The organism is Agromyces sp. NPDC057679, assembly GCF_042799635.1.
Lineage (GTDB): Bacteria > Actinomycetota > Actinomycetes > Actinomycetales > Microbacteriaceae > Agromyces.
In genome coordinates this window covers 769,445-793,331 of the sequence record NZ_JBHVIK010000002.1, presented here as the reverse complement: position 1 = coordinate 793,331, position 23,887 = coordinate 769,445, and the positions used below count along the sequence as shown (strand labels likewise).

Genomic DNA, 23,887 nt, shown 5'->3' with positions numbered 1-23,887 from the left:
TGGATGCCTCGGGCCGGGTGCTGCGCGAGGCATCCGACCGCGTGTTCGTGGTGGCGGTGCTCACAGCTCCTCCTCCTTCAGCATGGTGCGCACGTACACGACGGTGATGCCGAGCAGTACGAGGGTGAGCAGCACGGCGATCGCCGAGCCGAAGCCGTAGCGGTTCTGGCCGAAGGACTCGACGTACGACCAGACGCCGAGGTTCAGCGCCTCGCGATTCGAGCCGGCGCCGCCGGGCATGAGGTAGACCTGCGCGAAGACCTTGAAGTCCCAGATGGTCGACAGGATGATGACGACCGCGAAGACCTGCTTGAGGTTCGGCACGATGATGCGCCAGAAGCGGCGCCAGGGGCCCGCGCCGTCCATCTCGGCGGCCTCGAGCATCTCCTTCGGCACCCCGAGGAGGCCGGCGAGGATCGTGATGGCGACGAACGGGAACCCGTGGTGGATGACGTTGAGGAGGACGATGCCGTAGAAGGTGTACCGGTTGGTGAACCAGTTGACGGGCTCGTCCTGGAGGCCGAGGGCCTGGAGGGTCTCGTTGACGATGCCGCGGTCGGCGTCGAAGATCCAGATCCAGACGTAGGTGCCGGTGACCGCGGGCATGGCCCAGGCGATCATGATGGCGCTGCCGACGACGGTGCGCCAGAAGCCGCCGAGGCTCGCCATGAGCACCGCGACCGCGGTGCCGAGGGCGACGGTGCCGGCGACGGCGAGCACCGCGAAGCCGACCGTGTTCGGCAGCACGACGGTGTAGAGCTCGGGGCTCGTGAAGATCTCGCCGTAGTTGGCGAGGCCGATCCAGTTGGGCTCGCCCGAGACGATCTCGCGCAGGCCGTAGTCCTGGAGGGAGAAGAGGAGCACCCGCACGAGCGGCCACAGCAGCAGCACGGCGAGCACCGCGAGCGCGGGGGCGAGGAGGAGCCAGGGGCGGCTCCGGGTCAGGAGGCTCTTGCGGGCGGCCCCGCCGGCCGCGCGGGGAGCCGAAGCTCCCGGCGCGGCCGTCGGAACCTGAAGGGTGTTCGACACGAGGTCAGCCGTTCATGATCTCGTCCATCTCCGCGGCGGCGTCGGTGAGCGCCTGCTCGACCGTCTTCTGCCCGGAGAGGATCGCCTGGATGGCGGTGTTGGTGGTCTTCTTCGCCTGGACGGCGCCGAACTTCGGGGTCACCGGCGGGGTGCCGCCGCCCTCGACCATCTGCTGCGCGAAGGGGCGCACCAGCGGGTCGTCGGAGGCGATCGCCTCGTCGAGGAGCGAGGTCTGGCCAGGGAAGTACCCGGTCTCGTCGCCCCACTGCTTGGCGAAGTCACCCGTGGTCATCAGCTTGATGAACTCCCACGCGAGGTCCTTGTTCTCAGCCGTCTCGAACATCGAGAGGTGCGAGCCGCCGAGCACCGACGGGGCGATGCCGCCGTCCTTGCCGGGGATCGGGGTGGCGGCGAACTTGCCCTCGAGCTCGGGGTTCTTCTCGACGATCGCGGCAGGGGTCCACGAGCCCATGAGGGCCATGGCGACGTTGCCCTGCGCGAAGTTGTCGAGCACGTCGGTCTCCTTCCACGTGGTGGCGCCGGCCGACGAGAAGCCGTGCTCGGTCGCGAGGCCGGTGTAGAAGCCGACGCCCTCCTGCGACTCGGGGCTCGCCATGCCGGAGACCCACTCGTCGCCCTCGAGCGTCGAGACCTCGCCGCCCGCACCCCAGACCCAGGGGTACACGCCGAACTCGGCGTCGCCCGGAACGGCGAAGGGCATCATCTCGGGGTGGGCGGCCTTGATCTTGTCGCCCGCGGCGACGATCTCGTCCCACGTGGTCGGAGCCGCGAGGCCCAGCTCGTCGAAGATGTCGGAGCGGTAGACGAGCGAACGGACGCCGGCGTACCACGGCATGCCGTAGAGCTCGTCGTCGTAGGTGCCCGCGGCGACGAGGCCCTCGACGAGGTCGTCGCCCAGGTCGTCGGCGGCGACGTACTCGTCGATCGAGGCCAGTGCGCCGGCGTCGGCGAACTCCGCGGTCCAGGTCGTGCCGGTCTCGGCGACGTCGGGCGTGGTGCCGCCCGCGATCGACGTGACGAAGCGGTCGTGGGCGTCGGCCCACTGCACGAACTCGACGTCGAGCTCGGCGCCGGTCTTCTCGGTGAAGGCGTCGGCGACCTCGTCGAAGTAGGCGTCCGAGTCGGGGTTGGTGCCTTCCATGATCCAGACGGTCAGCGTCTGGCCTTCGGCGTTCGTACCGCCGTCGCCGTTGTCGCCGGAACCGCCCGAGCAGGCGGTCAGGCCGAGCGCGGCGGCGACGCCGAGCGCGGCGATCGGGAGGAAGCGCTTGTTCATCAGGATGGTCTCCTCGTTGAAACTGGTCGTGGGCGCAAGGGCCCTGGCTGTGATTCTCTGGACAGACGTGATCCGCGAACAGATCGACTCTCTGGAAGTAGTATTCGGGAATGGCGCCAAGATTGCAAGAAACTTCCGAACGGTCGGAAGTCGTGCTGGGCATCGACGTGGGCGGCACCGGCGGCCGGGCCGCGCTCGAACCGCTCGCGGGCGCGTTCGGCGACGAGCGCGTGCTCATCAGCGGACCGCCCGTCGCGATCACCTCGGGCGGGAGCTCGGCGCTCGCCGTGACGGGGGCGCTCATCGAGGAGGCGCGCGCGGCGCTGCAGCTGCGGTGGCCCGATGCGCGGATCGCCGCCGTCGCGATCGGCGCGACCGGCATCGCCTCGCTCGTCACGAATCCTGCCGCTTCGCTCGCCGCCCTGTCGGAGGCGGCCGGCGGCGCCCCGGTCGCACTCGCGATCGATGCGGTGACCGCGCATCTCGGCGCGCTCGCGGGCGAGGCCGGCGCGGTCGTCGCCGTCGGCACCGGCACGATCGCGCTCGGCACCGACCTGCACGAGGTGTGGCGTCGCGTCGGCGGCTGGGGCCACCTCTACGACGACCGCGGTTCGGGCGCGTGGATCGGGATCGAGGGCCTGAAGGCCGCGATCCAGACGCACGACGGCGTCACCACGGATGCCTCGGCGCTGCTCTCGGCGGCGGAGTCGCGCTTCGGCGCCGCGCCGACCTGGCCCGGCCAGCTCTACACGCGCGACGACCGCGGATCGGTGCTCGCCGGGTTCGCGGCGGATGTCGCTGGGCTCGCCGCGGTCGGCGACGTCGTCGCCGCACGGATCATGGCGGAGGCGGGCACGCTCGTCGCCCGCACCCTCGTCGCCGCGCTCGACCCCGCACTCCCCCGCCGAGCGGCGGGCCTGGGCGGCGTCTTCGCCGCCGGCGGCGAGTTCACCGCGGCGTTCACGGCGGAGTTCGCCCGGCTCGCCCCCGATGCCTCGCTCGTCGTCGCACGATCGACGCCGCTCGACGGCGCGGTGCGGCTCGCGCGACTCGTCGCCGCCGGCGAGGTGCCGGCGGGGCATCCGCCGTACCTCTGGCGCTGACCCGTTCTGGCGCTGACCCGCTTCTCGCGCTGACCCGCCCGCGTCAGGCGCGGAGCGGCGAGCCGACGACCTCGAAGCGGTACCCGTCGTGGTCGCCGCTGAGGAGCGGCATGACCTCGGCGATCGAGGCGCGCACCTCGGGGAGCTGGAGCGAGGCCTGATGCGCCTCGGCCGACTCCCAGAGTTCGCTGACGTAGACGAAATCGGGCTGCTCGTCGTTGCAGCCGACCTCGTAGAGGAGGCAGCCGTGCTGCCCGAGCTCGGCGCCCGGTCGGGTGAGGATCTCGATCACCTGGTCGCGGGCACCCGGCTGCACGCCGAGCCGCCCGACATTCGCGAAGGTCATGCCGTGATTCTCACCGGCCCCACCGACACCGCCGGCGAGCGGCGAGCGTGCGCCTGCTGCACTCAGCAGCCGGGACCGTCGGGGTCCGCGTCGCAATCATCCTTCGTGAGCACGGTGTCGATCTCGCCCACGAGCACCGGCTGCGGATCGCCCGCGACCGCGAGGGTCCCTGCGATGCCCTGCCAGCCCGACCCGCCGAAGCGGTACTCCGCCGCGAGCGCGACCTCGAGCGTCACCGTGTACTCGCCGGGCTCGGCGTAGACGTGGCTCGTGCCGGTCTGGCTGAACTCGCGGAGCCCGAGCGACTCCCAGCTCGCACCCGCCGTCGGGCTCGTCACGGTCGCCCCGTCGCTGTGCACCCAGCGGTACCCGACCGGGGTGAACCGCACCTCCGCGGGCCGGCCGAGCAGCGTTCCCGCCACGACCTCCACGGAGGACGACGCGACGAAATTCGCCGGAAGCCCCGCGACCGCCCATCCGCCGGGCTGCATCTCGTTCCCCGGCTTCGCCGGCCGGAACGAGGCGATGTCGCGGAGCGTGACCGTCGCGGGTGCTCCGGGTGCGGGCGGGGGCGGGGTCGTCTCTGGCCGCGCACACGCCTCCTGGAAGTTGGCGTCGCACAGCCGCGCCCAGTCCTCGCCCGACCAGACGTCGGCTTCGCCCGGCGGGGGTTTGGCGACCGGCACATCGACGCCACCACCGCTGTCCCCGTCCCCGCCGACGTCGATTCCGTTTCCGCTGGGTCGACCACCGTTGCTGAGCTCACCAATGATGTCGACGTGATCGCCGTTCGACTCGGAGTTCACCGAACCACAACCGAGCGCTAGCATCGCTTCCGAGCAAGACGACGAGCTACCCGTTGAAGGAACCACCGTCGGCATCGTTGCGACCGCCACCGCAACAGCCGTCAGCAGAAGTCGTCGCCAAGCCACTGCTCAACTCCGTCGACAACCAGCGCGTCGGGTGCTTCGGGACTTGAGACGAGAAACGCCTGGGATGGAACCCGGTCCTTCCGATCTTGAGGAGTGCGATCGAGGCCCGCAGCATCGACCAATCGGACGTTGGCCACGTCCCGGCAGAGATAAATGGACACTTCCGCTTCCCCGGCGGACTCCGTTCTGTCTACTAGCGACGCACCATCGAAACTCGAGCCACCGGTTGAGCGAACGCCTGCGAGCTTGAACGCCTCAAACTCCGCGACGAGCGTTGGGGCGTACCGCTCAGACACAACCGCTTCGATGCGCCCAGCCTCTGCACCACCGTCTTCCATGATCGCTCGGGAAACCGCGGCGTACTTCTCGTACGCCTCGACCGCGGCGGCGAGCGCCTCCTCGTCGGAGGCGAAGATCGGTGCCGCGCCGGCGGTCGGCGTCGGCTCGGGCGACGGTTCCGCTTCGGGCGCGCACGCACTCAGCACGAGGGCCAGCGCGCCTGCGGCGGCGAGTGCGGCGACGCGCATGCTCGGGATCGACATGGCGTCCACGATAGGAGAGCCGCGCGCACGGTCGAGGCGGTTATCCACAGGGCGCGTCAGTGGTTCGACGGCGAACGGTACCGAAGTACCGAAGTACCGGCCCCGGGCACGGCAACACCTCCGCCCGGCGTCCGGGGAGCGGCCCGCGGCATCCCGTTTCGAGCGCGAATCGGCACCCGCAGGGCCGCCGATTTCGCCCTCGGTGAACGCAATGGGTCGGATGACCCGGTGCGCTTGATTCCTGATCAGCAGCGTGTTTGGCTGTAACGCTGCAATGTCGGACGGGGGTGCGACGATGCAGTTCGGGCGGAAGAGCCAACAGCTCCGCAACGGTCGCGCGCGCACGAATGCGTCGGGGTCGAGGCATCCGCCATTTCGCCGATTCCTGGAGATCACATGCTCGGAAGACTCCTGCTCAAGTACCTCAAGCCCTACTGGTTGCTCCTCGTCGGCGTTCTGGTCTTCCAGTTCGCCTCGGCCATCGCGACCTTCAACCTGCCCAGCCTGAACGCCGACATCATCGACAACGGCGTCTCGAAGGGCGACACCGACTACATCTGGTCGACCGGCCTGCTCATGCTCGCCATCTCGCTCGGTCAGATCACCGCGTCGATCATCGCCACGTACTTCGCGGCGAAGGCGGCGATGCAGGCCGGTCGCGACATCCGCGACGACGTGTTCGAACGCGTCTCGAGCTTCTCCGAGCGCGAGGTGTCGAAGTTCGGCCCCGGCTCGCTCATCACCCGCAACACGAACGACGTGCAGCAGGTGCAGATGCTCGCCATGATGGGCGCCACGTTCCTCGTGACCGCCCCGATCCTCGCGGTCGGCGGCATCATCATGGCGCTCAGGCAGAACGTCGAGCTCTCGTGGCTCATCGCCGTCGCCGTGCCGGTGCTGCTCGTGATCGCGATCGTCATCATCAGCCGCATGGTGCCGCTGTTCCGCAGCTACCAGCACAAGCTCGACAACGTGAACCGCATCATGCGCGAGCAGCTCACCGGCATCCGCGTGGTGCGCGCTTTCGTGCGCGAGCCGATCGAGGAGGAGCGCTTCAGCGAGGCGAACACCGACATCATGGTGATCGGCCGCAAGGTCGGTTCGCTGTTCGTGCTGCTGTTCCCGTTGTTCATGCTCGTGCTCAACGTCACCGTCGTCGGCGTCGTCTGGTTCGGCGCGATCGAGGTCGACGCGGGCACCGTGCAGATCGGCACGCTGTTCGCCTTCATGCAGTACGTGATGCTCATCCTCACGGGTGTGCTCATGGCAAGCTTCATGACGATCATGATCCCGCGCGCCGCGGTCTCCGCCGAGCGCATCTCCGAGGTGCTCGACGCGAACACCTCCCTCGAGCGCCCGGCGAACCCGATCACCGAGTTCACGACGCCCGGCACGATCGAGTTCGCCGACGCCGAGTTCACGTACCCGGGTGCCGAGCACCCGGTGCTCTCGGGCATCACCTTCGGGGCCGCCCCCGGTGAGACGGTCGCGATCGTCGGCTCGACCGGTGCGGGCAAGACCACCCTGGTCTCACTCCTCCCCCGCCTGTTCGACGTGACCGGCGGCAGCGTCAAGGTCGGCGGCGTCGACGTGCGCGAGATCGACCTCGAGCACCTGTGGGCGACCATCGGCCTCGTGCCGCAGCGACCGTTCCTGTTCACCGGCACCGTGGCATCCAACCTGCGATTCGGTCGCGAGGAGGCCACCGACGACGAACTGTGGCACGCCCTCGAGATCGCGCAGGGCCGCGACTTCGTCGAGGAGATGGACGGCCAGCTCAACGCGAAGATCTCGCAGGGCGGCACCAACGTGTCGGGCGGACAGCGGCAGCGCCTCGCGATCGCCCGCGCGATCGTGCACAACCCCGGGATCCTCGTCTTCGACGACTCGTTCTCGGCGCTCGACCTCACGACCGACGCCAGACTCAGGCAAGCACTCTGGAGGGAGTTGCCCAACGTGACGAAGATCGTCGTCGCGCAGCGCGTCTCGACCATCACCGACGCCGACCGCATCGTCGTACTCGACGACGGCGGCATCGTCGGCCTCGGCACGCACGACGAACTGCTCGCCACGAGCGAGACGTACCGCGAGATCGTCGAATCCCAGCTCGGAGTGGAGGCCGGCGCATGAGCTCCCGCACAGCAGAAGCAGGCAAGAACGCCAAGCCCGAGCCCGAGCTCACCGAAGAGGAGCGCCTCGAGATCGAGCTCGGCGAGCAGGCGCGCATCAACGCCGACGACTGGTCGGGCGCGGTCGCGCCGGGCAAGGCCAAGAACTTCGGCCAGAGCTTCGGGCGCCTCGTCGGCCTCCTGAAGCCGCACGCCTTCGCGTTCGTCTTCGTCTCCATCCTCGGTGCACTCGGCGTCGTGCTCACAGTGCTCGCACCGAAGGTGCTCGGCGAGGCGACGAACATCCTGTTCGAAGGCGTCGCGTCCACCGCGCTCGGCCAGCAGTTCCCCGCCGGCACCTCGCAGGAGCAGGTCGTCGAGGCGCTGCGCGCCGCCGGCCAGACCGACTTCGCGAACATGGTCGCCGCGATGGAGAACTTCCAGGTCGGCGCCGGCGTCGACTTCGTGCGCCTCAGCCAGGTCGTCATCATCGTGCTGGGGCTGTACTTCCTCGCCTCGGTGCTCACCTGGCTGCAGGGCTACGTCATCAACGTCATCATGGTGAAGACGATGTACCGCCTGCGCGAGTCGGTCGAGGCGAAGATCAACCGCCTGCCGCTCAGCTACTTCGACAAGGTGCAGCGCGGCGAGCTCATCTCGCGCGTGACGAACGACATCGACAACATCACCCAGACGATGCAGCAGTCGCTCTCGACCGTGATCACCTCGGTGCTCACCGTCGTCGGCGTGCTCATCATGATGTTCTCGATCTCGTGGCAGCTCTCGCTCGTCGCCCTCGTGTCGCTGCCGCTCATGGGCGTGATCTTCGGCGTCATCGGGCCGAAGTCGCAGAAGGCCTTCGGCATCCAGTGGCGCAAGGTCGGGCGCCTCAACGCCCGCGTCGAGGAGTCCTTCTCGGGCCACGCGCTCGTCAAGGTCTACGGCCGCGAGCGGAGCTCGCGGGCGGCGTTCAAGGCCGAGAACCAGGAGCTCTACGAAGCCAGCTTCAAGGCGCAGTTCCTCTCGGGCATCATCATGCCCGGCATGATGTTCATCGGAAACCTGACGTACGTGGGCATCGCGGTGCTCGGCGGCCTGATGGTCGCGAGCGGCCAGCTCCGACTGGGTGACGTGCAGGCGTTTATCCAGTACTCGCAGCAGTTCACCCAGCCCCTCTCGGAGCTGGGCGGCATGGCGGCGGTCGTGCAGTCGGGCACCGCCTCGGCCGAGCGCGTCTTCGAGCTGCTCGACGCCGAAGAGCAGGAGCCCGACGCGAAGGACGCTCCGGCACCGGTCGACGGTGACGGCACCATCGTGTTCGACCACGTCGCGTTCTCGTACTCGCCCGAGCACCCGCTGATCACCGATCTGTCGTTCCGGGTCGAGCCGGGGCAGACGGTCGCGATCGTCGGCCCGACCGGCGCCGGCAAGACGACGCTCGTGAACCTCATCATGCGGTTCTACGAGCTCGACGGCGGGCGCATCCTGCTCAACGGCCAGAACATCGCCGACCTCACCCGCCGCGATGTGCGGGCGAAGACCGGCATGGTCCTGCAGGACCCGTGGCTGTTCGCCGGCACGATCCGCGAGAACATCAGGTACGGCCGCCAGACGGCGACCGACGACGAAGTGCTTGCGGCCGCGAAGGCGACCTACGTCGACCGTTTCGTGCACTCGCTGCCCGACGGCTACGACACGAAGCTCGACGAGGACGCGTCGAACGTCTCGGCCGGTGAGAAGCAGCTCATCACGATCGCCCGTGCGTTCGTGGCCCAGCCGAGCGTGCTCATCCTCGACGAGGCGACGAGCTCGGTCGACACTCGCACCGAGCTGCTGCTGCAGCACGCGATGGCCGCGCTCCGCGAGGGGCGCACGTCCTTCGTGATCGCGCACCGTCTCTCGACGATCCGCGACGCCGACCTCATCCTCGTGATGGAGCACGGCGACATCGTCGAGCAGGGCAACCACGACGAGCTCATCGCTGCGAAGGGCGCGTACTACCGCCTCTACAACTCGCAGTTCGAGCAGGCCGCGACCGACCTCGACGCCGAGCAGGCGCTCGGCGACGCCACGGTCGTCACGGCCTCCGACGCCGAGCCGCAGGCCGGTCTCCTCAAGGGCATCGAAGCGGAGATGGCCGAAGAGATCGAGTAGCCGAACACGCGGCACGCAGAGCTGAGGCCCGGACGACCTTCGTCGTCCGGGCCTCAGTCCGTCTCAGGATGCCTCAGAACGCCTCAGCGGCGTCGGGACTCAGCGACCGCCCTTCTTCACCGGGGCGACCTCGAATGCCCGCTCGATCTCCTGGCTGAAGCTGCCGCCGGCCTCGTCGGTCGACGTCACCCGCAGGTCGACCCAGCCACCGGCGTCCGGCACCGTGAAGTCGGCGCCGTAGCTCACGAGGTACGAGCGCCCGGCCGGGAACCCGCCATCGGGCACCTCACCCGGGCCCGAGTCATCCGTGGAGATCACCTCGAGGTCGACCGGCTGCCACTCGCCGCCGGCGGTGCGCACCTCGAGGGTCGCGCCCGACACGGCCGCCGAACCGACGGCCCCGCTGATGTGGCCGATCTCGAGCCCGAGCTCGACGGGCTTGCCCTTCTTGCGGTCGGCCCCCACGCGTCCCCGCTCGTCGAGGTCGACGTCGTAGTACGCCTGCATCATCGGCAGGATCTGCCGGGTGTAGTCGCTCGAATCCCAGGTCGACGAGAACGCCCACTCGGTGCGCGTCATCGTCGACGACGGCAGGGCGCCGCCATCCTGGGTCGTCGTGTTCACCACGCGGACGTCGTGCTCGCCGTCGGGGATGCCCCAGCCGTTCAGGCTCTGGTACTCCGACGTCTTCACGAGCTCCCCATCGAGGTGCAGCTCGATCGACTGCGTGATGCCGGGGGTGCCGGCGTACATGTCGATGCCGCCGGTGCGCTGCGCCGAGTCGCCGTCGGCCCACGAGGGCAGGTTCAGCTGGATCCCGTCGCCGGAGCGCAGCGGCGCCCAGTAGCCCGGACCGACATAGGGGCGCACGACGGAACCGAAGTAGCTCGCCTCGGTCTGTTCGCCCGGCTCGTACGCCCGGACGACGTCGCGGATGTCCCAGCCCCAGTCGACCGAGTTGACGTTCTGGTACCACTCGACCTGGTCGGTGTTCACCCACTCGGTGCGCTCGATGCCGCGCGAGGTCCGCATCGCGTATCCGGTGCCGTACTCGGTGCTCGGCACGAAGTCGTACCGGTACTCGCCGACGGTCGACCCCTTCTCGCCGTAGTACGTGGTGTCGATGCGCGCGAGCTTCTTCGGGCGGTAGGCGAGCTTCTCGGGAACCGAGCCGTCGCTGTAACGGGCGATGTCGAAGACCTCGTCGGCGATCGGCATGCCCTCACCGGTGACGGTGACGGGCCGCTTCGCGATGGCGTCGAGCACCTTCCGCCCCTGCACGCCGCTGATCGCGGCGACCGGGATGGCGACGTCGGTCGTGTAGTCCTCGGATCCGACCCACTCGCTGAGCTCGCCGTCACCGTCGTTGACCACGATGAGCAGCTTCGCTCCGGCCGCCGCCGCGTTCGCGGCACGGGCCGAGGCCGACACGGTGTCGGATCGCGTGACGACCGCGACCTTGCCCTTCACGTCGGCGGCCGCGAGCTCCTCGGCGCTGCCGAGTCCGGCGGCGACCGCGCGGGCACGGACCTCGCCGTCGAGCAGCGTCGACCCCGCCTGCGCGATGAGGTCGAGCTCCTCCTTGCCCGCCTTCAGCTCGAGCAGCGGGTTCTGCAGACGCCACCGGGTGGTGAAGTCGAAGGTCTCCGCCTCGGGGGCATCCATCGGCTGCGCGTAGAGCTCGTCGATCCAGACGGGCGCGAGCGCGCTGCCGGTGAAGCCGTCCACCTTGTAGTCCATCCGGCGCACGACCGCCTCGACGTCGTCGTCGCCCACATCGACCGTGACCGGCTTGGTGGCGCGGGCGTCGAACGCGACGGTCTTCGCCCCGTCGAGCACGACGTCGGGGTCGCCGACGAGCGCGATCGCCTGGGTGTCGGCGTTCCGCGCGACATCCATGAACGACATGACCGAGTAGAGACCGGCCGGCAGGCGCAGGGTGGTCTCCCCCGCGACGCCGAACGAGGCGTACCAGCCCGTCGCCGCGTTCCAGATCCATCCGGAGGTGTCGAGCGGCTCGCCGTCGAAGTCGGTGGCCGTGACCGTGAGGTCGTACCGCTCGGCCTCGGCGATCACGCCGAGGGCGGTGCGCGTGACGGCCTCGCCGTCGACCGAGGCGGTGAGCGCACCCGACAGCTGCGCGCCCGCGGGCACCTTCGCCGGGTCGGCGGTCATCGTCACCGAACGGGTCTCGCCGGCCGGGATGGTCAGCTCGTCGGCGTCGATCGTTAGCACATCGGATGCCTCGCGTGCCGACATCGGCTCGAGGCCGCCGCCGCCCGATCCGGGCGTGGTGTCGACGAGGGAGGCCTCGATCGTGAGCACGACCTCGGCGTCGCCGCGGTTGGTGTACTCGACGGTGCGTGCGACGGGCTCGGCGGCCTCGCCCCACGAGAGCATGCCGAAGTCGCCGGAGCCCGAGGCGACGACCGTCGACTCGACGGCGTCCGCGACGTCGACCACGCCGGCACCCACCTGGTACGGCGTCAGCCCGACGTCGGTCGCGGTGCTCACGAGCGCCGCGCGCAGCTGGGCGGCGGTGTACTCGGGATGCTGCTGCTTGACGATCGCGGCGGCACCGGCGACGTGCGGCGTCGCCATCGAGGTGCCGCTCATGCCGATGTACGCGCCGGAGCCGGGGCTGTCGGCCGAGCGGGCGGCGGTCACGTCGTTGCCCGGGCCCGCGAGGTCGGGCTTCAGCGCACCGGAGCGGACGAGCGGCCCCTGGCTCGAGAACCACGAGAGCTCGCCGCTCGGGTCGTCGACCGAGCCGATCGTGAGCGCGCTCGCGGCGGCGCCGGGCGAGCCGATCGTCTCCGGCGACGTCGAGTTGCCGGCGGCGACGACGAAGAGGGCGTCGGTCTCTGCCGAGATGGTGTTGAGCGCCTCGGACATCACGTCGAGGCCGTCGGAGCCCTGCCGGGTGCCGAGGCTCATCGACACGATGTCGGCGCGCTCGGCGGCCCACTCCATCGCGGAGATGATCCACGAGTCCTGGCCCGAGCCGCCGGCGTCGAGCACCTTGCCCACGAGCAGGTCGGCACCGTCGGCGACGCCGCGGTGCGTGCCATCGCTCGCGGCCCCGTTGCCGGCGATCGTCGAGGCGACGTGGGTGCCGTGGCCGTTCGGGTCCCAGGCCACGTCCTCGCCGGGCACGAAGCTCGTCGACTCGGCCAGCACGCGGCCCGCGAGGTCGGGGTGGGTGTCGTCGTACCCGGTGTCGAGCACGGCGACGGTCACGCCGTCGCCGGTGTAGCCGGCCGCCCACGCCTCGGGGGCGCCGATGTAGGGCACGCTCGAGTCGAGGGTCGCCTCGACCTTGCCGTCGAGGTGGATCGCCTCCACCCCGCCGCCGAGCTTCGCCTCGGCCGGATCGGCGCTGAAGGTGCGAGCGCCCGCGGCGGGCGCCTCCGTCAACGCGGCCCAGGTGTCGGCGGCGCTCGCGTGGTCGGCGGTCGCCGCGGCGCCGCCGATGCTCGCGAGCGGCGCGCCCAGCTCGACGCCGGGAACCTGAGCCGGTGCCGAACGACGTCCGGCCGCGGCATCCTCGAGCTCGACGATGATCGGGGTCGCATCGACCGAGGCGTCGTCGTAGCCGAACTCGATGAGCTGGGTCACGTTGAAGAGGTCGCGATCGAGCACGCCCGCCGTGAGGTAGGGCATCGCGGCGGCCGGCAGCACGTGGAGGTCTCCGTCGACCTCGATGGTCTGCACCCCGGCGCCCGGCTGGGCGGTCTCGACCTCGACGGCGTGCGTGCCGTCGGACAGGTCGGTGACGCGCACGCGGTCGCCGGTGATGAGGGTGACCGCGTGCTCACCGGTGGGAGCGGCGGCGGACGCGTTCGGGGCGCCGCCACCGCCGCCCGGATCGCCGGGATCGGCCGCCGCCGGCAGGGCGGCGGCGCCGATGCCGGCCACGCCGATCGCGATGCCGCCGATGGCGGCCGCGATCGAACGGGAACGACGCGACGCTGGTGTTCTGTTGCTTCGTGGCATGTAAGGGATACCTCTCGCATGTCGGATCTGACTTGCTGAGCACGCTTCCACACGCCGCCGGTTAGTGTGGTGGCGGAGAGATGCCATGGCCTCGATCCGCCACGACGGGGTCGCAGTCGGCCCGGGTCGACACGAGGTCGATCGTCGTGCGGAGCGGTGCCGCGGAGAACGGAAGGCTCGGGTGCTCGAGGCGATCGGACTGGACGACGAGCACACGTCGATCTACCGGCTGATCCTGCAGCGGCCCTCTGCGAGCCTCGACGAGCTCGCCGTCGCCGCCGGGTCGACCACCGGTCGGGTGCGGCGCATCCTCGCGGAGCTCGAGCGGCTCGGCCTGCTCGCCCGTCAGGCCTCCGCACCCGATCGCGTCGTGGCATCCCCGCCCTCGATCGCCCTCCGCCCGATGCTGCTCGAGCGCGAACGCGGACTCGCCCAGGCGCACGAGACCCTGCTGCAGCTCAGCGAGATCTACCGCGAGGGTGCCGCGCAGCGGGTCGCGCCCGACGTCGTCGACGTCATCGTCGGCGCCGACGCGGTCCGGCAGCGATTCGCGCAGCTGCAGGCGTCGGCGACCGAGCAGGTGAGCGTGTTCATGCTGAGCGAGATCGCGTTCCTCGGCGCCGAGGAGAACGAGGAGGAGGATCGGGCGCTCAACCGCGGCGTGCGCTATCGCGTGATCGTCGAGAAGGGCGTGCTCGAGCGGCCGGGCTTCATCGAATCGGCCCGTGAGGCCGCCCCGTACGGCGAGGAGGTGCGGGTGCTGCCGACGCTCCCGACACGGCTCGCCATCGCCGACGACCAGATGGCGCTGCTGCCGATGCGCTCGCACGGCGATGCCCGCGCCTCGGGGGCGCTGCTCATCCACCCGAGCGGGCTGCTCGACCTCGTCCTCGCGATCTTCGAGGAGTTCTGGGCGACGTCGACCGAGTTCCTCACCTCCGGGGAGATCCCCGGCGCGCACGATGCGATCGACCGCGATCTGCTGAAGCTCCTGCTCCTCGGCCTCACGGACGCCGCCGCGGGCGCGCAGCTCGGCATCTCGGTGCGCACCGTGCAGCGCCGGATCGCCGAGCTCATGGAGACCGCGAACGTGTCCACGCGCATCCAACTCGGTGCGGAGGCGGTCCGCCGCAGCTGGGTCTGAGGCATCCGGTCGCGATGACGCGACTACGCTGGAACGCGACGGGCCATCGGCCCGAGACCCCCGAGGAGGCTCCCCGCTCGTGACCGGCACCCCGCAGCTCGCACCGACCTGGCGGCTGTGGCTGGTCTGGGGCGTCAGCGTCGCCGCGTACATCGTGTCGGTGACGAACCGCACCTCGCTGTCGGCGGTCGGCGCCGACGCGGCCGTCAGGTTCGACGCGGATGCCTCGACGCTGTCGATGTTCGCGGTGATCCAGCTGGCCGTCTACGGCGGCATGCAGATCCCCGTGGGTCTCCTGCTCGACCGATTCGGCGCCCGCCCCATCGTGACCGCGGGCATGGCGCTCATGGCGTCGGGCCAGCTCGTGATGGCGCTGTCGACCGACGTCGGCACGGCGATCATCGCGCGCGTGCTGCTCGGTGCGGGCGACGCCGCGATCTTCCCGAGCGTGCTGCGCGTCGTCGCCACCTGGTTCCCGCAGCAGCGCGCGCCGCTCATGGTGCAGCTCACCGGCATCATCGGCCAGACGGGCCAGCTGCTCGCGCTGCTGCCGATGGCGGCGCTCCTGCACGCGACGAGCTGGACGGTCGCGTTCGGCAGCCTCGCCGGCCTCGGCGTGCTCTTCACGATCCTGACGTTCGCGATCGTGCGCAACCACCCGCCGACGAGCGATGCGGATGTCTCGGTGAACACCGAGACCGGGGCGATCGCCGTCGTCCGCTCCTCCGCCGACCTGCGTCAGGGGTTCCGCGAGTCGTGGGGCCACCCGGGCACCCGGCTCGCGTTCTGGTCGCACTTCACGACGCCGTTCGCGGGCACCGCCTTCGTGATGCTCTGGGGCTTCCCGTTCCTGACCGCCGGCGAGGGACTCACGCCCGCGATGGCGTCGCTCGTGCTCAGCGCGTTCGTCGTGTTCGGCATGCTCGTCGGGCCCGTGATGGGCGCACTCTCGAGTCGGCACCCCCTGCGCCGCTCGCGCATGCTCGTGCTGCCGACCATCGCGATCCAGGCGGTCGTGTGGCTCGTGGTCATCGCCTGGCCGGGCCCCGCGCCGCTGTGGCTGCTGTTCGCCCTCGCCCTCGCGCTCGCGACGGGCGGCCCGGCGTCGATGATCGCGTTCGACCATGCGCGCACCCACAACCCGAGCCACCGGCTCAGCACCGCGACCGGCATCGTCAACGGCGGCGGGTTCATCGCGGGCCTCATCGCGATCTTCCTGATCGGCCTCGCGATGGACCTGCAGGGCGCCGGCACCCCCGACACGTACTCGCTCGAGGCGTTCCGCCTCGCGTTCCTCACGCAGGTGCCGCTCTGGGTCGTGGGTGCGGCGTTCATCGTGGTCGAGCGTCGGCGCACGCGGGTGAAGATGGGGCTCGATGCGCCGCGCCAACGCCGCCGCGACCGCGGGCTGGGCTGATCGCGGCGAGTACGCGCTCGTCCGCATGATACTCCTGCGGTCGCCCCCGAAGTAGTGGGTTGACGCCCTCCGGCAGGCCCGTCATCATGAGGAAAGTTCAGGTAGGGACACCCGCCTCGCCCGGACGATCGTCGGACACCGTCACCGAACGTGCCGATCGGCACGAAGGGGGTACTGCCATGCTCCGTCAGCTCGCCGTCGCATCAGCCGCAGCGCTCGTCCTCACCGGCCTCGTGGCCGCGCCGAGCGTCGCGAGCCCACCGCCACCGGGCGGTTCCGACAGCCTCGAGGTGTACACCGGCACCGTCGACCAGGACGGCCTCGCCGCGATCGTCGAACTCGGCGTCGACCGGCACGAGCTCGTCGCAGCTCCGGTCGAGGGGGCATCCGATCGTCTCGAGGTACAGGTAATCCTGAGCGGCGACCAGGCCGCCGAACTCAACGCGAGGGGCGCCGAACTCGAGGCCAAGCAGCCGGCGGCGCAACGGCGCTCGCTGCAGGCCGACGGGGTGTACCGGCAGTACTACCCCGACGGCGGACTGCTCGACGAGATCATGAGCCAGGCCGCTGCACATCCCGGCATCGCGGAGTTCCGCGTGATCGGGCAGACGGAGAACGGCAACGACATCGGCGCCGTCCGTGTGACCGGCGACATCGCCAAGCAGAAGAAGGACGGCACGCGGCCGACCACCCTGTACGTCGGCGCGCAGCACGCGCGCGAGTGGATCACACCAGAGATGATCCGGCGCCTCCTCGACCTGTACCTGAACTCGTACGGATCCGATGAGCGGATCACCGACATCGTCGACTCGACCGAGCTCTGGTTCGTGCCGGTCGCCAACCCCGACGGCTACGACTTCACGTTCGAACCGGGCCAGCGGCTGTGGCGCAAGAACCTGCACGACAACAACGGCGACGGCGTGATCACCACGGGTGACGGCGTCGACCTGAACCGCAACTTCGAGACCCGCTGGGGTTACGACAACGAGGGCTCGTCGCCCAACCCGGCGAGCGAGACCTACCGCGGCACCGCGCCGGGCTCCGAGGCCGAGACGCAGGCGCTGGACTCGCTGTTCGCATCGACGACACCGCAGTTCCTCGTGAACTACCACTCGGCGGCCGAACTGCTGCTGCACGGCATCGGCTGGCAGGTCTCGACCCCGTCGCCCGACGACGTGATCTACGAGGCGATGGTCGGCGACGACGCGAACCCCGCGATCGCCGGGTACGACCCCGACATCTCGGCCGAGCTGTACACGACCAACGGCGACACCGACACGCACGCGCAAGAGGAGTACGGCACCCTCGGCTTCACCCCCGAGATGACCACGTGCGAGACCGTCTCCAATTCGATCCCCGACGACGAATGGCTCGCCGAGGACTGCCAGAGCGGCTTCAACTTCCCGGACGACGAGGAGCTGATCCAAGCCGAGTTCGAGAAGAACATCCCGTTCGCCCTCGCCGTGGCCGAGTCGGCGCTCGATCCGGATGACCCGGTGTCGGTCGTCGACCGCGAGGCCGAGGACTTCCGCGTGGACAGCTTCGAGGTGTCGTACGGCGACCCGCAGCCCGTCGCGGTGACCGCCAAGCGAAGCCTCAAGGCGAAGTCGATGTACTACTCGATCAACGGCGGCAAGACCGTGAAGGCCAAGCTCGGCGAGTGGGCCGGTGGTGAACGCTACGGCTTCGAGAACACCGACTACTACGCCGAGTACCGTGGCGTCGTGACGGGCGCGAGCCCGGGAGACACCGTCGAGGTATGGTTCGACGCGCAGGAGACCGCGGCCGACGTCGGGCCGGGCGAGAAGCCGGGCAAGACCGAGAGCGAGCCCTTCACGTACGAACTCGCGCAGGACTCGGGCAGCCCGGTGCTCGTGATCGCGAACGAGGACTACACGGGCGTGAACCCGACCTACCCTGCCGGCACCACCGCGCCGAAGTACCTCGACGAGCACGTCGCGGCACTCGAGGCGAACGGCGTGACCCCGGCGACGTGGGATGTCGATGCGCAGGGCGTGCCGCACGACCTCGGGGTGCTGTCGCACTTCGACGGCGTGGTCTGGTACCTGGGCGACAACCGCCTGACGCAGGATCCCGAGGACGAGCTGACCGACACGTTCCAGTTCGGCCCGCTGCCCGATCTGGCGGTCGCAGAGCGACAGCAGTACCTGACGATGTCGGTGCGCGACTACCTCAACGAGGGCGGCAAGCTGGCGCACGCCGGTGAGACGACGGGGTACTTCGGACTGCTCGGCGACCAGATCGGCGGCATTTACTACGGCCTCGACGGCGCGCCCGAGGAGGACTGCGTGGTGACCGGTGATTTCTTCGCCGACTGCCTGCTGCTCGCCGACGACTTCACGCAGTACTGGCTCGGCGGGTACGCCCGCGGAGCGGTCACCGCCGAGGGCCTGAACGGCACGGCGGAGCCGTTCGACGGCTTCGACGCACTCTTCGGAGGCCCGGCCACGGTCGACAACCCGATCGACGAGGTCGGCTCATTCACCGTGACGAGCGAGCGGTTGCCGCTCGACCAGTTCCCGCAGTTCGAGAGTTGGCGATCGGCCGACTACACCGGGGTGACGGGCAGGATCGTCGCGGTCGAGGGCGACTTCGCCGCCGCAGCGACGCACGTCGACGACGGGTACCAGCGCCTGGGTCGAACCTTCGACCTGAGCGGGGCGACCGCTGCTGATGCGCCGACCTTCGAAGCGCAGATCGCGTTCGAGACCGAGCCGGGCTACGACAACGTCATCGTCGAAGCGCGGCCCGTCGGCACAGATGATTGGACCACGCTTCCCGATCTCAACGGTCGCACGTCAACGGCCGTCCCGCCAGACTGCGAGCAGGGCTTCTACATCGGAGGCCATCCGCAACTCGAGCACTACCTGACGCAGGCCGACCCGTGCCTGCCGACGGGGTCGACCGGTGAGTGGAACTCGTTCACGGCTTCCTCGGGCGGCTGGATCCCGGTGGCCTTCGACCTCAGCGCCTACGCGGGCGCGCAGGTCGAGGTCGTCGTGAGCTACGTCACCGACCCGGCCTTCGGTGACGACGGCCTCATCGTCGATGACACGCGGCTCGTCGTTGCCGGGAACCCCTCGCAGGCTGAGGGCTTCGAGGCGGGCTTCGGCGCGTGGTCGGTGCTCGGTGCGCCCGAAGGAAACGCTCCGAACCTGAGCGACTTCGAGATCGCCGACGGTCTCGGCGATGTCGTCGCGGTCGCCGCGACGCCCGACTCGCTGCTCTTCGGCTTCGGGCTCGAGCAGCTCGACTCCGACGCGGCTCGTGCCGACGTGGTCGGGCGCATCCTGGCGCACTTCGCCGGGTAGCGGCCACGCTTCGGCCGGTCGAGCAGCGAAGCGTATCGAGACCTCGCGAGGGGTCTCGATACGCTTCGCTGCGCTCGCTACTCGACCGGCCGGGGTGAGGTTTCGCGGCGCTCGCTACTCGACCGGCCCTGCGATCAGCCGCCGTAGCGGTAGAAGCCCTCGCCGGTGGCGACGCCGAGCTTGCCCTGGTCGATGTAGCGCTCCTTGATGAGCGCGGCGAACTCCTGCTGCTTCGGCCCGCCCATCATCGAGATGTTGTACGCCGTCGTCAGCCCGACGATGTCGTAGATCTGGAACGGACCCATCGGCGCTCCGGTGCCGATGCGCCAGGTCGCGTCGATCGCCTCGGGCTCGGCGACGCCGTCGACGAGCAGCTGGCCGGCCGCCGAGAGGAACGGCACGAGCAGCGAGTTCAGCACGTAGCCGGGCTGCTCCTTCTTGATCTCGATCGGCACCATGCCGATCGACTCGGCGAACGCGACGACCGTCGCGTAGACGGCGGGGTCGGTCGCGGGCGTGCCCATGATCTCTGCGGTGTTGTGCGCCCAGATGCGGTTCGCGAAGTGCAGCGCGAGGAACCGGTCGGGGCGGCCCGTCGCGTCGGCGATCGCGCTCGGCAGCAGCGTCGACGAGTTGGTGGCGAAGATCGTGCGCTCGGGCGCGACGGCGGCGAGCTTCTCGTAGGTGGCGCGCTTGATGTCGATCGCCTCGGGCACGGCCTCGATGACGAGGTCGGCGTTCGCGACGGCCTCTGCGAGGTCGGCCGAGTAGCTCACGCGTGCGAGGGCCGCCTCCGCACCGCCGTCGGCGGCGCCGGCGACGCCCTCAGCGACATAGGTCGCGGCGAGCTTCTGGAAGCGCTGCTTCGCTGCGGCGAGCGCGGCGTCGTCGAGGTCGTAGGCGACGACCTCGAGCCCGCTGAACGCGGTCTGGTAGGCGATCTGCGAACCGAGCACTCCGGTTCCGAGCACGGTCACGTGCTGCACTGCGGACATGGTGTTTCCTTCTTCCTGTTCTGCCCTCGTGGGGCGGGATCGGTGCGCCCTCGTGGGGCCGCGCGCGCCTCAGCCGGCGCGTTCGTCTCGGGGATGCCCCGGCCGGTCGCCGTCGGTCGCGGCGCCGTTGAACCGGGTGAGGTCGGTCGCGAAGCGTGCGACCTCGTCGTCGTTCCAGCCTCCGAGGTGCCGGTCGACGACCGCCTGCAGGAGGTCGATCGCCTCGCGGTAAGCGGCCCAGCCCGCGTCGGTGAGCTCGAGCGGGCGGCCGCGGCCCGAGGCATCCGCGATCTCTCGCACGACGCCGAGCCGGGTGAGGCCCGCGAGCTGGCGCGACACGGTCGAGCGGTTGAGACGGAACGCCTCGGCGATGTCGACCGAACGGCATCCGGGGTGGTCGACGATGTACCCGAGGATCGACTGGTCGGTCATGCTCAGGCTGAGCGGCGCGGTGCGCGCGTCGGCGACGCCGCGCCGGGAGATGACGATGAGCTCGCGCAGGATCGCGGCGGCGTGATCGTCACGCGTGGTGCGCTTCACCATGATCGACTCCTTCTGTTGTCATATGCAACGCTACGCCTCGGCGTTGCATTCCACAACAGAAAGAGTCGGGAGGAATCGGGCGGCCTCCGGGCCGGAGCTACTGCTCGGACCAGACGCCGAGCTCGTTGCCGCTCGGGTCGGTGAAGTGGAACCGTCGGCCGCCGGGGAACTCGTACGGTCCGTTCGTCACCGCGCCGCCCGCCGCGACGATCGCGGCGAGGGTGCCGTCGAGGTCGTCGCTGTAGAGCAGCACGAACGGGCCGCCGGCCACGACCTCCTCGACGAGCGTGAGGCCGCCTGCCTCCTCGCCGTCGGCCTCTGCCGACGTGCGAATGCCGGCGTACTCGTCGCCGTACGAGGTGAAGGTCCAGCCGAACGCGGTGCCGTAGAAGCCCTGCGCGGCCGCGAGATCGGTGACGGAGATCTCGACGTAGTCGATGCTGAGCGGGATGCGGTGGTCATGAGTCGCCATGACGTCACGCTGCCACCACCCGCCGACATGCGGGCCGGGCCGGGCCGGGCCGGGTCGGGCCGGGGCCGATCAGAACAGCCGGGCCTGCGCCACGACCGCGGCGCCCTCGAGTTCGAGCAGGAACCGCTTGCGCTCGAGGCCGCCCGCGTAGCCGGTGAGCGAGCCGTCGGCGCCGACGACGCGGTGGCACGGCACGATGATGCTGAGCGGGTTGCGGCCGACGGCGTTGCCCACGCGGCGCGCCAGGTTGCGATCGCCGAGCCGCGTCGCGAGCTCGCCGTACGTCACGGTCGCGCCGAGCGGGATTTCACGCAGCATGCCCCACACGAGGTGCTGGAACTCGTCGCCGTCGGGCGCGGTCGGCAGGTCGAACGCCGACCGCGTGCCGGCGAGGTACTCGTCGAGCTCGACGCCGAGCCGTGTGATGAGGGCGTCGTCGCGAGCGGAGACCTCGACGCCGATCGTGCCGGCGGCCGGCGGGTGCCAGTGGCCCGGGAAGTAGATGCCGACGAGCGCCGCGCCCTCTGCGACGACGAGCAGCTCGCCGAGCGACGTCGACAGGGTGGCGTGGCGGCGGGACATGGCTCCATCCTGCCCCCGAAGTGCCGGCGCAGGGCGCGATTCGGCAGCGGGAATCGGACGTCGTCGCGGAGGTCGCCCGCTCGAGCCCCGGAGCCGTGACGGCGGCTCGACCTAGGATTGCCCCATGCGTGATCCTCGCCCGACCGGCGGCATGCGGGTCGACTTCACCGCCGTGATCTACGAGTGGTCGGCCCGGCGCAACTGGTTCTTCGTCGACGTGCCGCCCGAGCCGAGCGCCGACATCTCAGATCGCCCGCGGATGCCTCGGGGCTTCGACTCGGTGCGGGTCACCGCCACCGTCGGCGGCACGACCTGGGACACCTCGATCTTCCCCGGCGGCGGCACCTACGCGCTCCCGTTGAAGCGTGCGGTCCTGCGGGCCGAGCAGATCGGCGAGGGCGACGAGATCGCGGTCGCGCTCGTCGTGCACGACGGCTGAACGGCGAGCGCACGGATGTCCCGTCAGACCGGGTAACACGACCGATCCGCACAGCCGGGTCGATCTAGCATTGCGGGATGTCTGAACTCCCCCGCGTCGCCGGCGCGCACCTCGTCGGATCGATCAACCAGCCGAGCGCGGAGGCGACCTTCCGCGTCGTCACTGCGGAGCTCGGCGACGACCTCGCCCGCATCCCCGACGGCGAGGTCGGCGAGCGGTTCCACTGGATCCTCTTCCAGGGCGCGGCCTTCGACGCGGTCGACGGGCTCACCCGGGTGCCGATCGACCCGATCATCGTCGCCGGGTTCGACCTGCGCCCCACCGTGATCGACGGCACGGTCGACGCCGGAGCTCTCGCGTTCGGCCCGCTCGGCTACGCCGACGCCGCGGCCGCGAGCTACGCCGACTTCACGCGCCTGCGCGAAGAGGGACTCATCGCCGACGGCACCCGCTTCCAGGTGTGTCTGCCGTCGCCCCTCGCCCCCGTCACGACGTTCGTCGCCCCGGCCGACCGCGCCGCCGTCTACCCGGCCTACGCCGCGGCCCTCGCCGCCGAGCTCGACCGCATCGCCGAACTCGTGCCCGCCGGCGATCTCGCCGTGCAGATCGACCTCGCGACCGAGTTCGCCTACCTCGAGGGCGTGAGCCTCGGCGGCGGACCGCTCGAGGCGTTCTTCGCCGACGGCGGCGCGGATGCCCCGGCACTCGTCGCGGCGATCGCCTCACTCGCCGCGGAGCTCGCCGACCGCGTGCCCGACGGGGCGCAGCTCGGATTCCACCTCTGCTACGGCGACGTCGCCGAGAAGCACTTCGTCGAACCAGCCGACGCCGGCCGGCTCGTCGCCGTCGCGAATGCGCTGGCCGCGCAGGTCGATCGCCCGATCGACTGGGTGCACCTCCCGGTGCCGATCGAGCGCACCGACGCCGACTACTTCGCGCCGCTCGCCGGGTGGACCCTGCCCGCCGCGACGACCCCCTACCTCGGGCTCGTGCACCACGAGGACGGGGTCGACGGCGCCCTGGCCCGCATCGCCCCGGCCCGCGAGGCCTTCGCCCGGGCGGGCGTCGCCTCATTCGGCGTCGGCACCGAGTGCGGCTTCGGCCGCGGCCCGGCCGAGCGAACCGCGGGACTGCTCGCCCTGCACCACGAGGTGATCGCGGCCGCGGCTCGCCCGTAGCGCCGCGACCGACCGCTCGCGGCACCCACGGCCCCTGAAGCATTACGTCACTGATATGGCTGCGGTATCACCGCGGCACTCCGCCACTGATACCACTGGCGTATCAGTGACGTAGTCGCGCGAACAGCGGCTGCCCTCGCGCGATTCCGAGTTCGATCGGGCTGAGGCCGCACCCGGAGGTTGCTCCTGCCGCTCGCTCCGACACTGACCCGGTGGGCGGGTCAGTGTCGGAGGGGCCGACCGGCAGTGCCGCCCGATCACCGCGGAGGGCTGCTGCG

The 23,887-nt window shown here is 70.3% G+C and carries 18 protein-coding genes; 8 read left to right on the top strand and 10 right to left on the bottom strand.

Annotation, left to right across the window (positions count from 1 at the left end):
* Positions 1-60 precede the first annotated feature (60 nt).
* Together ACFVAJ_RS10535 and ACFVAJ_RS10530 are read right to left on the bottom strand one after the other, a co-directional pair.
* Positions 61-1,029, bottom strand: coding sequence for a carbohydrate ABC transporter permease (locus ACFVAJ_RS10535; protein WP_157422955.1), 969 nt, complete (start codon positions 1,027-1,029; stop codon positions 61-63).
* A gap of 4 nt (positions 1,030-1,033) precedes the next feature.
* Complete coding sequence (locus ACFVAJ_RS10530; protein WP_376943846.1) at positions 1,034-2,326, bottom strand: sugar ABC transporter substrate-binding protein; 1,293 nt, start codon at positions 2,324-2,326, stop codon at positions 1,034-1,036.
* 152 nt (positions 2,327-2,478) lie between these two features.
* Between ACFVAJ_RS10530 and ACFVAJ_RS10525 the strand changes: the two genes are divergently transcribed.
* On the top strand, positions 2,479-3,429 hold the full coding sequence (locus ACFVAJ_RS10525; RefSeq protein ID WP_376943844.1) for an N-acetylglucosamine kinase: 951 nt from the start codon (positions 2,479-2,481) through the stop codon (positions 3,427-3,429).
* Between the two features lie 43 nt (positions 3,430-3,472).
* On the opposite strand, the gene ACFVAJ_RS10520 is transcribed toward ACFVAJ_RS10525, so the two are convergent.
* From ACFVAJ_RS10520 to ACFVAJ_RS10510, 3 genes are all read right to left on the bottom strand, one after another.
* Positions 3,473-3,775 (bottom strand): putative quinol monooxygenase, encoded by a 303-nt coding sequence (locus ACFVAJ_RS10520; RefSeq protein WP_376943842.1) that lies wholly within the window; start codon positions 3,773-3,775, stop codon positions 3,473-3,475.
* Positions 3,776-3,837: 62 nt separating this feature from the next.
* Complete coding sequence (locus ACFVAJ_RS10515) at positions 3,838-4,461, bottom strand: PKD domain-containing protein (protein WP_376943840.1); 624 nt, start codon at positions 4,459-4,461, stop codon at positions 3,838-3,840.
* Between the two features lie 221 nt (positions 4,462-4,682).
* A complete protein-coding gene (locus ACFVAJ_RS10510; protein WP_376943838.1) occupies positions 4,683-5,249 on the bottom strand; it encodes a hypothetical protein in 567 nt (188 codons plus the stop codon).
* Between the two features lie 396 nt (positions 5,250-5,645).
* Here ACFVAJ_RS10510 and ACFVAJ_RS10505 point away from each other — a divergent pair, with 396 nt between their 5' ends.
* Both ACFVAJ_RS10505 and ACFVAJ_RS10500 read left to right on the top strand, forming a co-directional pair.
* Positions 5,646-7,379, top strand: a complete 1,734-nt coding sequence (locus ACFVAJ_RS10505; RefSeq protein WP_376943836.1) for an ABC transporter ATP-binding protein — start codon at positions 5,646-5,648, stop codon at positions 7,377-7,379.
* Positions 7,376-9,511 (top strand): ABC transporter ATP-binding protein, encoded by a 2,136-nt coding sequence (locus ACFVAJ_RS10500; RefSeq protein ID WP_376943834.1) that lies wholly within the window; start codon positions 7,376-7,378, stop codon positions 9,509-9,511. Before ACFVAJ_RS10505 ends, ACFVAJ_RS10500 begins: the two co-directional genes overlap by 4 nt.
* A 99-nt stretch (positions 9,512-9,610) precedes the next feature.
* Here ACFVAJ_RS10500 and ACFVAJ_RS10495 read toward each other — a convergent pair whose 3' ends face one another.
* Complete coding sequence (locus tag ACFVAJ_RS10495; protein ID WP_376943832.1) at positions 9,611-13,507, bottom strand: S8 family serine peptidase; 3,897 nt, start codon at positions 13,505-13,507, stop codon at positions 9,611-9,613.
* 181 nt (positions 13,508-13,688) lie between these two features.
* Here ACFVAJ_RS10495 and ACFVAJ_RS10490 point away from each other — a divergent pair, with 181 nt between their 5' ends.
* The 3 genes from ACFVAJ_RS10490 to ACFVAJ_RS10480 all read left to right on the top strand — a co-directional run bounded on the left by ACFVAJ_RS10490 (position 13,689) and on the right by ACFVAJ_RS10480 (position 19,400).
* Positions 13,689-14,651 (top strand): transcriptional regulator TrmB, encoded by a 963-nt coding sequence (locus ACFVAJ_RS10490; protein ID WP_376943830.1) that lies wholly within the window; start codon positions 13,689-13,691, stop codon positions 14,649-14,651.
* A gap of 79 nt (positions 14,652-14,730) precedes the next feature.
* Positions 14,731-16,068 (top strand): nitrate/nitrite transporter, encoded by a 1,338-nt coding sequence (locus tag ACFVAJ_RS10485; protein WP_376943828.1) that lies wholly within the window; start codon positions 14,731-14,733, stop codon positions 16,066-16,068.
* Between the two features lie 179 nt (positions 16,069-16,247).
* Positions 16,248-19,400, top strand: coding sequence for a M14 family zinc carboxypeptidase (locus tag ACFVAJ_RS10480; protein ID WP_376943826.1), 3,153 nt, complete (start codon positions 16,248-16,250; stop codon positions 19,398-19,400).
* A 134-nt stretch (positions 19,401-19,534) separates the two neighbouring features.
* Here the strand turns inward: ACFVAJ_RS10480 and ACFVAJ_RS10475 are convergent, their stop codons facing one another.
* From ACFVAJ_RS10475 to ACFVAJ_RS10460, 4 genes are all read right to left on the bottom strand, one after another.
* Complete coding sequence (locus tag ACFVAJ_RS10475; protein WP_376943824.1) at positions 19,535-20,395, bottom strand: 3-hydroxyacyl-CoA dehydrogenase; 861 nt, start codon at positions 20,393-20,395, stop codon at positions 19,535-19,537.
* Positions 20,396-20,464: 69 nt separating this feature from the next.
* Positions 20,465-20,938 (bottom strand): MarR family winged helix-turn-helix transcriptional regulator, encoded by a 474-nt coding sequence (locus tag ACFVAJ_RS10470; protein ID WP_376943822.1) that lies wholly within the window; start codon positions 20,936-20,938, stop codon positions 20,465-20,467.
* A gap of 97 nt (positions 20,939-21,035) precedes the next feature.
* Entirely contained in the window at positions 21,036-21,410 is a 375-nt protein-coding gene (locus ACFVAJ_RS10465) for a VOC family protein (protein ID WP_376943820.1), read from the bottom strand.
* A gap of 69 nt (positions 21,411-21,479) precedes the next feature.
* Positions 21,480-21,992, bottom strand: a complete 513-nt coding sequence (locus ACFVAJ_RS10460; protein WP_376943818.1) for a methylated-DNA--[protein]-cysteine S-methyltransferase — start codon at positions 21,990-21,992, stop codon at positions 21,480-21,482.
* Positions 21,993-22,116: 124 nt separating this feature from the next.
* Here ACFVAJ_RS10460 and ACFVAJ_RS10455 point away from each other — a divergent pair, with 124 nt between their 5' ends.
* Together ACFVAJ_RS10455 and ACFVAJ_RS10450 are read left to right on the top strand one after the other, a co-directional pair.
* A complete protein-coding gene (locus ACFVAJ_RS10455; protein WP_376943816.1) occupies positions 22,117-22,431 on the top strand; it encodes a DUF1905 domain-containing protein in 315 nt (104 codons plus the stop codon).
* A 77-nt stretch (positions 22,432-22,508) separates the two neighbouring features.
* A complete protein-coding gene (locus tag ACFVAJ_RS10450; protein WP_376943814.1) occupies positions 22,509-23,609 on the top strand; it encodes a hypothetical protein in 1,101 nt (366 codons plus the stop codon).
* The last annotated feature ends 278 nt before the right edge of the window (positions 23,610-23,887 follow it).

Excerpts from the sequence above, each read along its gene's own strand:
- ACFVAJ_RS10500 (WP_376943834.1), top strand. The coding sequence starts at position 7,376 with ATGAGCTCCCGCACAGCAGAAGCAGGCAAGAACGCCAAGCCCGAGCCC.
- ACFVAJ_RS10505 (WP_376943836.1), top strand. The coding sequence starts at position 5,646 with ATGCTCGGAAGACTCCTGCTCAAGTACCTCAAGCCCTACTGGTTGCTC.
- ACFVAJ_RS10480 (WP_376943826.1), top strand. The coding sequence starts at position 16,248 with ATGCTCCGTCAGCTCGCCGTCGCATCAGCCGCAGCGCTCGTCCTCACC.
- ACFVAJ_RS10520 (WP_376943842.1), bottom strand. The coding sequence starts at position 3,775 with ATGACCTTCGCGAATGTCGGGCGGCTCGGCGTGCAGCCGGGTGCCCGC.
- ACFVAJ_RS10450 (WP_376943814.1), top strand. The coding sequence starts at position 22,509 with ATGTCTGAACTCCCCCGCGTCGCCGGCGCGCACCTCGTCGGATCGATC.
- ACFVAJ_RS10530 (WP_376943846.1), bottom strand. The coding sequence starts at position 2,326 with ATGAACAAGCGCTTCCTCCCGATCGCCGCGCTCGGCGTCGCCGCCGCG.
- ACFVAJ_RS10495 (WP_376943832.1), bottom strand. The coding sequence starts at position 13,507 with ATGCCACGAAGCAACAGAACACCAGCGTCGCGTCGTTCCCGTTCGATC.
- ACFVAJ_RS10455 (WP_376943816.1), top strand. The coding sequence starts at position 22,117 with ATGCGTGATCCTCGCCCGACCGGCGGCATGCGGGTCGACTTCACCGCC.
- ACFVAJ_RS10470 (WP_376943822.1), bottom strand. The coding sequence starts at position 20,938 with ATGGTGAAGCGCACCACGCGTGACGATCACGCCGCCGCGATCCTGCGC.
- ACFVAJ_RS10475 (WP_376943824.1), bottom strand. The coding sequence starts at position 20,395 with ATGTCCGCAGTGCAGCACGTGACCGTGCTCGGAACCGGAGTGCTCGGT.
- ACFVAJ_RS10465 (WP_376943820.1), bottom strand. The coding sequence starts at position 21,410 with ATGGCGACTCATGACCACCGCATCCCGCTCAGCATCGACTACGTCGAG.
- ACFVAJ_RS10460 (WP_376943818.1), bottom strand. The coding sequence starts at position 21,992 with ATGTCCCGCCGCCACGCCACCCTGTCGACGTCGCTCGGCGAGCTGCTC.
- ACFVAJ_RS10510 (WP_376943838.1), bottom strand. The coding sequence starts at position 5,249 with ATGTCGATCCCGAGCATGCGCGTCGCCGCACTCGCCGCCGCAGGCGCG.